The sequence below is a fragment of the Porticoccus sp. genome (assembly GCF_965660005.1).
Lineage (GTDB): Bacteria > Pseudomonadota > Gammaproteobacteria > Pseudomonadales > Porticoccaceae > Porticoccus.
Genome location: NZ_CBFHYF010000060.1, coordinates 1 through 8,144, shown reverse-complemented (window position 1 = coordinate 8,144; position 8,144 = coordinate 1). Strand labels below are relative to the sequence as shown.

General features: G+C 51.6%; 9 protein-coding genes. 3 read left to right on the top strand and 6 right to left on the bottom strand.

What is annotated here, in order from left to right:
- Nucleotides 1–394: aminotransferase class IV (locus tag ACTF5G_RS09535; protein WP_438952578.1), on the top strand; the 394-nt coding region annotated here is incomplete at its 5' end.
- Between the two features lie 47 nt (nucleotides 395–441).
- Nucleotides 442–1,536, top strand: a complete 1,095-nt coding sequence (gene alr / locus ACTF5G_RS09530; protein ID WP_438952577.1) for an alanine racemase — start codon at nucleotides 442–444, stop codon at nucleotides 1,534–1,536.
- On the opposite strand, the gene ACTF5G_RS09525 is transcribed toward alr, so the two are convergent.
- The 5 genes from ACTF5G_RS09525 to ectA form a co-directional block, all read right to left on the bottom strand.
- The gene (locus ACTF5G_RS09525) at nucleotides 1,492–2,949 is read right to left on the bottom strand and encodes a sodium/proline symporter (protein WP_438952576.1); all 1,458 of its coding nucleotides are present in this window, start codon (nucleotides 2,947–2,949) and stop codon (nucleotides 1,492–1,494) included. The two genes, alr and ACTF5G_RS09525, sit on opposite strands and share 45 nt — an antisense overlap.
- A gap of 63 nt (nucleotides 2,950–3,012) precedes the next feature.
- Nucleotides 3,013–4,452: an aspartate kinase gene (locus ACTF5G_RS09520; protein ID WP_438952575.1), complete on the bottom strand. Its 1,440-nt coding sequence runs from the start codon at nucleotides 4,450–4,452 to the stop codon at nucleotides 3,013–3,015.
- A gap of 61 nt (nucleotides 4,453–4,513) precedes the next feature.
- A complete protein-coding gene (locus tag ACTF5G_RS09515; protein ID WP_438952579.1) occupies nucleotides 4,514–4,918 on the bottom strand; it encodes an ectoine synthase in 405 nt (134 codons plus the stop codon).
- 95 nt (nucleotides 4,919–5,013) lie between these two features.
- Nucleotides 5,014–6,375: a diaminobutyrate--2-oxoglutarate transaminase gene (gene ectB, locus ACTF5G_RS09510; RefSeq protein ID WP_438952574.1), complete on the bottom strand. Its 1,362-nt coding sequence runs from the start codon at nucleotides 6,373–6,375 to the stop codon at nucleotides 5,014–5,016.
- 28 nt (nucleotides 6,376–6,403) lie between these two features.
- Nucleotides 6,404–6,913 (bottom strand): diaminobutyrate acetyltransferase, encoded by a 510-nt coding sequence (gene ectA, locus ACTF5G_RS09505; RefSeq protein WP_438952573.1) that lies wholly within the window; start codon nucleotides 6,911–6,913, stop codon nucleotides 6,404–6,406.
- Between the two features lie 256 nt (nucleotides 6,914–7,169).
- Here ectA and ACTF5G_RS09500 point away from each other — a divergent pair, with 256 nt between their 5' ends.
- On the top strand, nucleotides 7,170–7,715 hold the full coding sequence (locus ACTF5G_RS09500; RefSeq protein ID WP_438952572.1) for a MarR family winged helix-turn-helix transcriptional regulator: 546 nt from the start codon (nucleotides 7,170–7,172) through the stop codon (nucleotides 7,713–7,715).
- 13 nt (nucleotides 7,716–7,728) lie between these two features.
- On the opposite strand, the gene ACTF5G_RS09495 is transcribed toward ACTF5G_RS09500, so the two are convergent.
- On the bottom strand, nucleotides 7,729–8,144 hold a 416-nt coding region (locus ACTF5G_RS09495), incomplete at its 5' end, for a phosphoribosylaminoimidazolesuccinocarboxamide synthase (RefSeq protein ID WP_438952571.1).

Genomic DNA, 8,144 nt, shown 5'->3' with positions numbered 1-8,144 from the left:
TAACGTCATGCATTTTCAGCAGGGCTTTCAGCGGGGTGTCGATGAAGTTCTGTTATTCAATGAGCATGGTGAGCTTACGGAGGCCAGTGCCTGTAATGCTTACATTGTCAAAAACGGCGAAGTGATTACACCGCTGCTGGATAACCAGAAATTACCGGGCATTACCCGTTATATTCTGCTGGAGTTGCTGCGTAAAGAGGTTTCTATATCTGTCCAGAAGCGGCCTGTATCAATGAGTGAGGTGCTGGATGCCGACGAGGTCTGGCTGACGAGTTCTTCAAAGGAAGTCGTGCCCGTCATTGAAATTGATGGCAAGCCCGTCGGAAACGGAGAGGTGGGTGATGTCTGGCTGGCTGCTCAGCACATTTATTCAACGGGTAAATTTGATTACTGATCCTTTTTATCGCCAGCCCCTGTAGTGTACTTTTTGGTAAACGCGCCATGTCAAGACCAACAAAAGCCTATATTGATCTCCGTGCCCTCAGACACAATTGCGAGCTGGCAAACAGTCTGGCGCCCAATTCCAAAACGATGGCCATCGTCAAAGCCAATGCCTACGGGCACGGCGTGTTACCTGTTGCCCGCGCCCTTGAGCCACTGGTTCCGGCCTTTGGTGTTGCCTGCATGGAAGAGGCGCTTGAACTCCGGGAGGGTGGCATCAATAAGCCTGTCTGCCTTTTGGAAGGGACTTTCTCCGACGACGAGATTCCCCTGGCTGCCGAGCTGGGTTTTTGGCTCTCAGTGGTCAATAAGCAACAACAGCAGGCAATCCTGGCGGCATCGCTGAATACTCCTGTAACAATCTGGGTTTGTGTGGATAGCGGTATGCACCGACTGGGTATTGCTGTTGAGGATATTGCCTCCACCTACCGGGCATTGGCCGCCAGTCGCAATGTCGCCGATGAAATTGTAGTTGCGACGCACTTTGCCTGTGCCGATCAATTGGCAAGTGAGATTACCCGCCGGCAAATTCAGCAGTTCAGGGCAGGTATAGCCAGTTTGTCAAATGCCGATACCGTACCGTTGAGTTTTGATAACTCTGCCGGATTGCTCGCTTGGCCCGAGACCCATGCTGACTGGAACAGGCCCGGGATCATGCTTTATGGCAGTTCCCCCTTTTCTGTCCCTCATGTGCAGGCTGACAGATTGGAGCCTGTCATGACGTTGCGCTCTTCCATCATTGCCCTGCGGGATGTTCCTGTGGGGGATTCGGTAGGCTACGGTGCCCGCTGGACAGCACAAAGGCCCAGCAGGATTGCCACGGTTGCCATCGGCTATGGTGATGGTTATCCGGTACATGCGCCGGATGGCACACCGGTGCTGGTCAACAACCAACGCTGCCCCTTGGTAGGCCGGGTATCCATGGACATGATAACGGTAGATGTCACTGGCTTGCCGGCAGTGATGTTGGGGGATGAGGCCATCCTCTGGGGAAAGGACCTCTCGGTCAATGAGGTGGCGAGTTGCGCGGGTACGATCAGTTACGAGCTGTTAACCCGAATGCCCCGCAGGGTTCCTCGGGTCTATATTGATTGATTGAGTGAGTTTGGTTTTCTCTCTTCTGGATAGAAAAAGGGCGCCGCAGAGAATCGCCAAACCCGACAGAATGCCCGGCATGCCCTCATAGGCAAAATCATGCCACCCGATCATGCGCCAGCCCAGTGCGACCAGAAGCCCCGAACAGACTGCTACGATGCTAGCGCCAGCTCCCGGTCTTCCTCCAAGACAAAGCACGATTAGCAGCGGGGCAAAAGCACTGGCAAGGCCGGACCACGCCATCACGACCAGGCTGAAGACACTCTGACTGTTGAGCAAGGCCCAGAGCAATGCCAAGGCGGTAACGAGCACAGTAATACCCTTCATCACGCTGGTACGTTCAACATTATGGGGTAACAGATCGTGGGAGATGGCTGCCGAGCAGCCGAGAACCAGTGAGTCTGCTGTCGACATGGTGGCAGCAAATATGCCTGCCAGCACCAGTCCCACCAGCACGGGGGGGAACAGCATCTCGGCCATGAGCGGCAGTGCGAGTTCGGCATCAAAACTTGCGGCATCGGACAGATATACCCGCGCCAGCATGCCAACGGCGGTCGCCATGAAATAAAACAATACGTACCACGCATAATACCAGCGCCGCGCCTGGGTCATTTTGCGATTATCGTTCAGTGCCATGAAGCGCACCATGATATGGGGCTGGCCGATAATTGAGAGACCGGCGAACAACCAACTGGCGGCGAACAGCAGTGCCCCCGCCATACCAGGAAAAGGCAGGTCACTCGGGAACCAGTTCATAAAGCCATCGATAGTGCTCATTTCGATCAGCGCCCGATCAATGCCGCCCAGGGAGCTGGTTGCGATAACCAGCAGCAACCCCATAGCCAAAACCATGACTGTAGATTGTGCTGCATCTGTCCAGATTGATGCGCGAATGCCACCGGCAATGCAATACAGGGTTACCAGAAAAGCGGAGAGTGTCGCGCCAGCCCACGTGGGCCAGTCGAACAGCACATGCAGTGCCTTGCTGCCGGCGACCAGCTGGGCACTGGCGTATACCAGTAAAAATGACAGCGAAATAAGGCCCATGGTCTTCTGTAGGGTGGAATTTCGTTCGCCATACCAATTGCTGATGGCACCGGCATAGCTCACTTCGCCGGTTCGTGATGCCGCATCCCTCAGTCTGGCGTGGACAAATCGCGATGCGAGGTAGTCGCCGCTGATCCAGCCCAGCATCAGCCAGAAGGCCGACAATCCAGCGACGTAGGTGTAGCCAATCACGCCGATAAACATGTAGCCGCTGTTGTTTGTGGCAACAGCGGACAACCCGACCAGCCATGGCTGGACGGTATTGCTGGCCAGGTAATAGTCCTGCTTTGTTCCCCGGCTTTTCTTTGCAGACAGAACCCCTACAAGGGTGAACATCAGCAGGAAGCACAGGAAGGAGAGAATCATGGCGTAGTCAGGCGGTCCACGGGTACGGTGTGTCGGCCTGGATGAATGTTGCTGGTTTACAGGTCAGGATGCGAGGCATATGGCGCGTCCGTGATCGTGCACTTCCACCAGGCAACTGTGCAAACTCCGCACGGCATCCTCCCAGTGGTCCTTGTTGATAACAAACTGCATGTCGACCTGACGCATGCACTGGTGCATGGCCAGTACACTTATGTCCTTTTCTGCCAGTGCACCTACCGTTTTGGCCAACAGGCCGGGCACCTGCATGTCACTGCCGATAGCCGATACGATAGCGACTTCCTGATGATTGATTTCCGCATCGGGAAATTGTTCTTCCAGTGCACGACAAATGCGCTTCACTGTTTTCAGATTGGTGGACAGGTAGTGGGTAATCGTATTTGCATTAATGTCCTTTGAAACAACATGCGCCTTGAAGCGGTTGATACACCGGAGGATAGTGGTGTCATAACGGCTGAAATTCCCCGCCATATCCTGGTCAAACAGTTCAATGGCATGAACCCCTCTGCATCCGGCAATGATCTCGACGCGGGGTTTTTCACTAATATAATCGCTGGTGATTAATGTGCCCGCGTGTTCTGGTTCAAAGGTGTTCTTGACGCGCAGGGGGATATTGTTCTGTCGCAGGCCCTTGGCAGCCTTGGGGTGAATCGCTTCCATACCGAGATTGGCCAGCTGATCAGCCACATCGTAATTGGTCCGACCGATGGGCACGGCGTTGTCGTCGCCCACCAACCTCGGGTCGGCACTGCTGAGATGAAATTCCTTGTGGATGACGGCTTCGCAGGCGTCCGTGATGACCGTCAAACGACTGAAGGTCATTTCACTATAGCCCCGGTCAAAACTGGACATCAGCCCATCCTCAGTGTGGGCATAACCAGTGACGATAGGTAATTGGCTGTCTAGATCGATGTCTTCAAAAGTGGCTTTGATGCGTTCATCCAGCGACATGTGCCGGGTGGTTTTCCAGCCGGTCAAATCCACAAAACAGGCATTGATGCCGTCTCTTTGTAACAGCCTGGCAGTATTCCAGGCACTGTGTGCTTCGCCGATGCTGGCCAGCATCTCGCGGACTGTTGCCAGGTGAACTTCCAGCGCAAAGTGACCGTGCTGGCAAAGCTTTTTCAGATCGCTCAGGCAATGCTCGGCCTCGTCGAGCCGATCACCAATAAACCGGTTGGCGTCGGCAAGCATTTTCGGATCGTCAAACAGGTTGCTGTTGATTTCGATAATGCGGGTTCTTAAATCATTAAGAATGTCCAGCCAGCTGTCATCGTTTACCCCATTGGCAAATGAGGCAAAAACACCGGCTTTACCCGTTTTTTTATGTTCCAGCAATTGATCTGTGATGCCACCATAGGCGGACACGACGAAGACACGTTGATATAGCGTATCGCCTGTGGGTTTAAGAATAATATTGTCTCTTACAGCGGCATAATTGCTCATGGAGGTGCCGCCGATTTTTTCCACACTGTGAAAACTCATTAAAGGACTGTCTCCTGTTGCGTCTTTTTCCATTTTTTCGAGCTGGACAGGTTCTCACTGCTCATTGGCTGACCGAGTCTGCATCCAGCTCGTAGGCACCTTCGGCGTTGTGTACTTCCTTGCCATTGAGTGCGGGGTTGAAGACGCAGGCCATTTTCATCTCTTTAAAGGATCGCAGAACATGGCGGTCGTGTTTATCAAGAATGTAAAGGATGCCTGGGCTGATCGGATATTTCTTGCCATCATCAAGCGTTTCCACTTCACCTTCCCCGGAAATGCAATAAACAGATTCCAGATGATTCTGATAATGCATACGAAAATCGGCCCCTGCATAAATGGTGGTGATGTGAAAGGAAAACCCCATTTGATCATCTTTGAGCAGCATTCGCGTGCTTTCCCAGTTGCCGTCGGGAGAGACGATTCTGCGTGAAGTTTTTTCTGCTTCCTGAAGTTGTCTGACTATCATCATGACCTCGGTTGTTTGTGAAAAATCGGTTAGGTAGAGCCCTGCGAAATCAATCAGTACCCGGTCGTTAGCCGGGTACTGATCACCAGTATTTGTCAGGCCGAAATCGGGCTGGGTCCGGTTCTTTTAGGCGTACCTTTGTCAACTTCATCGCTGACCGAGTAGTCGCCTTCGAAAAAATCCTTTTCCTCCGGGATGGAGTCCGCCTTGGCGCAAACTTCCTTGATGGCCTCCTCCAGAATATCGATGCCTCTTTGCAGATTATCCTGGCGGATGGTCAGCGGGCAGAGAAACTTGACCACATGGTCATCGGCACCGCTGGTCTCAATAATCAATCCTTTCTGGAAACACCGGCGGGTGATCTGTTCGGCCAGTTCACCGCTGACACAGTTGATGCCCCTGAACATGCCCCGGCCGTGAGGGTTGAAATTTCCCTCGCCGTACTCACTGACGATCTTGTCTACCCGATCGGCAATGTAATGCCCTTTTTGCTGAATTTCTTTTGCGAAAGTGTCATCTTTCCAAAAGTGGTCGATTGCTGCCTTGGCAGTGACAAATGCATGGTTATTACCCCTGAAAGTGCCATTGTGTTCTCCCGGTTTCCATTCATCAATTTCCGGTTTCATCAGAACCACGGAAAATGGCAGGCCATAACCACTCAGTGACTTGGATAGAGTGACGATGTCAGGGTAAATACCGGCCTCTTCAAAACTGAAAAAGGTTCCGGTTCGACCACAACCAGCCTGGATATCATCGATAATCAGCAATACCTCATGGCGTTTGCAGATTTCCGACAGGCTTCTAAGCCAGGTCATTGATGCAGCATTAATGCCGCCTTCACCCTGAACTGTTTCGACGATAACGGCAGCGGGTTTGTCGACCCCGCTGCTGGAGTCTGACAAAACTTTATCCAGTAGGTTGGTGGTATCAAAATCATCACCGAGGTAGCCGTCATAGGGCATTCTTGTGGCACCTGGCAAGGCAATGCCTGCTCCCCCACGGTGGGTTGAATTGCCAGTGATGGATAAAGAGCCCAAGCTCTGACCATGCCAGCCATTGGTGAACGAGATAATGTTTTCCCGGCCGGTATATTTGCGCGCAATCTTGAGTGAGGCTTCCACTGCGTTGGTACCGGTCGGGCCGGTGAACATGACAATGTAGTTGAAACCCCGCGGTTTCAGGATGTTATCGCTAAAGCTTTCCAGAAACTCGCCCTTGGCACGAGTGTGTAAATCAAGGCCCTGGGTGATGCCATCACGCTCAATATATTCCAGGAGTTTTTCCTTGAAGACGGGGTGGTTGTGGCCATAATTCAGGGAGCCTGCTCCGGCCAGAAAGTCCAGATATTGGTTCCCTTCCTCATCATAGATAAATTCACCCTGAGCCTTGTTGAATAAACGTGGGAAGGCTCTGGCATAGCTGCGTACTTCAGATTCAATTTCATCAAAAATTTTCATGATTTCCTCAATTAGTCCTTTTCGGAGATTAGGCTTCAGTGGCCACAGGCTGGTTAAAGGGCCCGATTCTGACCAGTATTTCGGTGTCGTGTTGACCGGCGAAGTGTATTTCACGGTCAAACAGCGGAGACCTGGCCAGATTGGCGTGTAACTTGTCGGCCAGTCCCTGGAATAAAGCCCAGGAAGCCGGATTGTTTTCAGTAATCGTGGTTTCAATGTGATTGATGTCTCTGCACTTCTGGCGGGCGAGAATGCTGGTCAGCATCCGCGAGGCTAGACCTTGACCACGGGCGCTTTCGCCGACGGCGACCTGCCAGATAAACAGCGTGTTGGTTTTTTCTGGTGAGCGATAACCCGAGATAAAGCCGACCAGTTCGCCATTAATTTCTGCGGCCACGGATGTGCATGAAAAATGCGTGCATTGCAGCAGATTGCAATAGACGGAGTTCGGGTCGAGGGGATGACACTGGGCAACCAGTTGGTGTACCCGCACGCCGTCCTCCGGCGTTGGTGGACGAAGTGTGATTTTGCGGTCCATAAGAAGTAACAATATTCCTGTTTGGTGAAATAAAAATATACAGCTCAAATAATATTTTTCTTTTGAAAATCTTTTTTTCTGCTGGGATTCTTGCAAAGAATCCCTTATGTCTAAAAATAATTAAACTATATAATTAGAGCTCTAAATATTATACTCGAAAGCAGGAAATTGTCCAGTTGACCACAGCCTGGGAGCTTATTCCGGAATGGCCGTGTTACATTACAAACGGGTATGAATTGACTGTCAGAGGTGATCATTGGAGTCTATTGAGCATGTCTTGATTGCGTTGCGGCGGGTTATCAGGGCAACGGATCTTTACTCTAAACGTTTGGCTAAGACATCCGGCCTGACCGTGCCGCAAATCCTGTTACTACAGGCGATTCGTGATAGGGGGCAAGTGACGATTGGTGAGTTGGCCGCTGATATCAGCCTGAGTCAGGCGACGGTAACAACCATTATCGATCGGCTTGAGAAGAGGCAGTTGGTCTACCGTGTTCGATCAACAGCAGATAAACGCAAGGTTCATGCTTTCTTGACCGAGAACGCAATTGATGTATTGAAAAATGCCCCCACGCCATTACAACAACATTTTTCGCGTCAGTATGCCAACCTCAGTGACTGGGAACAGGCGATGATTGTCTCTGCATTGCAGCGGGTCGCCCAGATGATGGATGCTGAAAAAATTGATGCCTCGCCGGTGCTGGATTTGGGCATGCTGGATAGCCAGCCATCCCGGGCTGAACCGGATGTGTTGCTATCGGAAGCCACGGCCAAAGGGTGCTCAACGCACCCGGCAGACTGAATGGTGTGACCAGTCAGGCAATGAGATGGTAGCGGCTGTTGAGAACATCCATGATTTCCGCTTTTGGCCTGTCGGGCAGGTGCAGTTTTCCACCGGTAATTTTTTCGGCAATCGAAACATATGTTCTGGAAACCTCGAGCAAAACAGAGGCGGGCAGCTCATTGTCTCTGGCCAATGCCTGGCGCTCGGTCATTCGATCCTTGTTGAGGAGAATATCGGGGTCAGGGAAGTGGTTGAGTAACAGTTGTCGGAAACTTTCTTTTGAATTTTCGATCACTTCGCCATTCCGATAGCTTTGACCATCCCAGATTCGTGATGAGTCCGGGGTGCCTACTTCATCCATGTAAATCAATTTTTCATTGCCGGTTTTGTCTTTGACGTAGCCAAATTCAAACTTGGTATCTACAAAAATCTGATCGATTGCCGCCA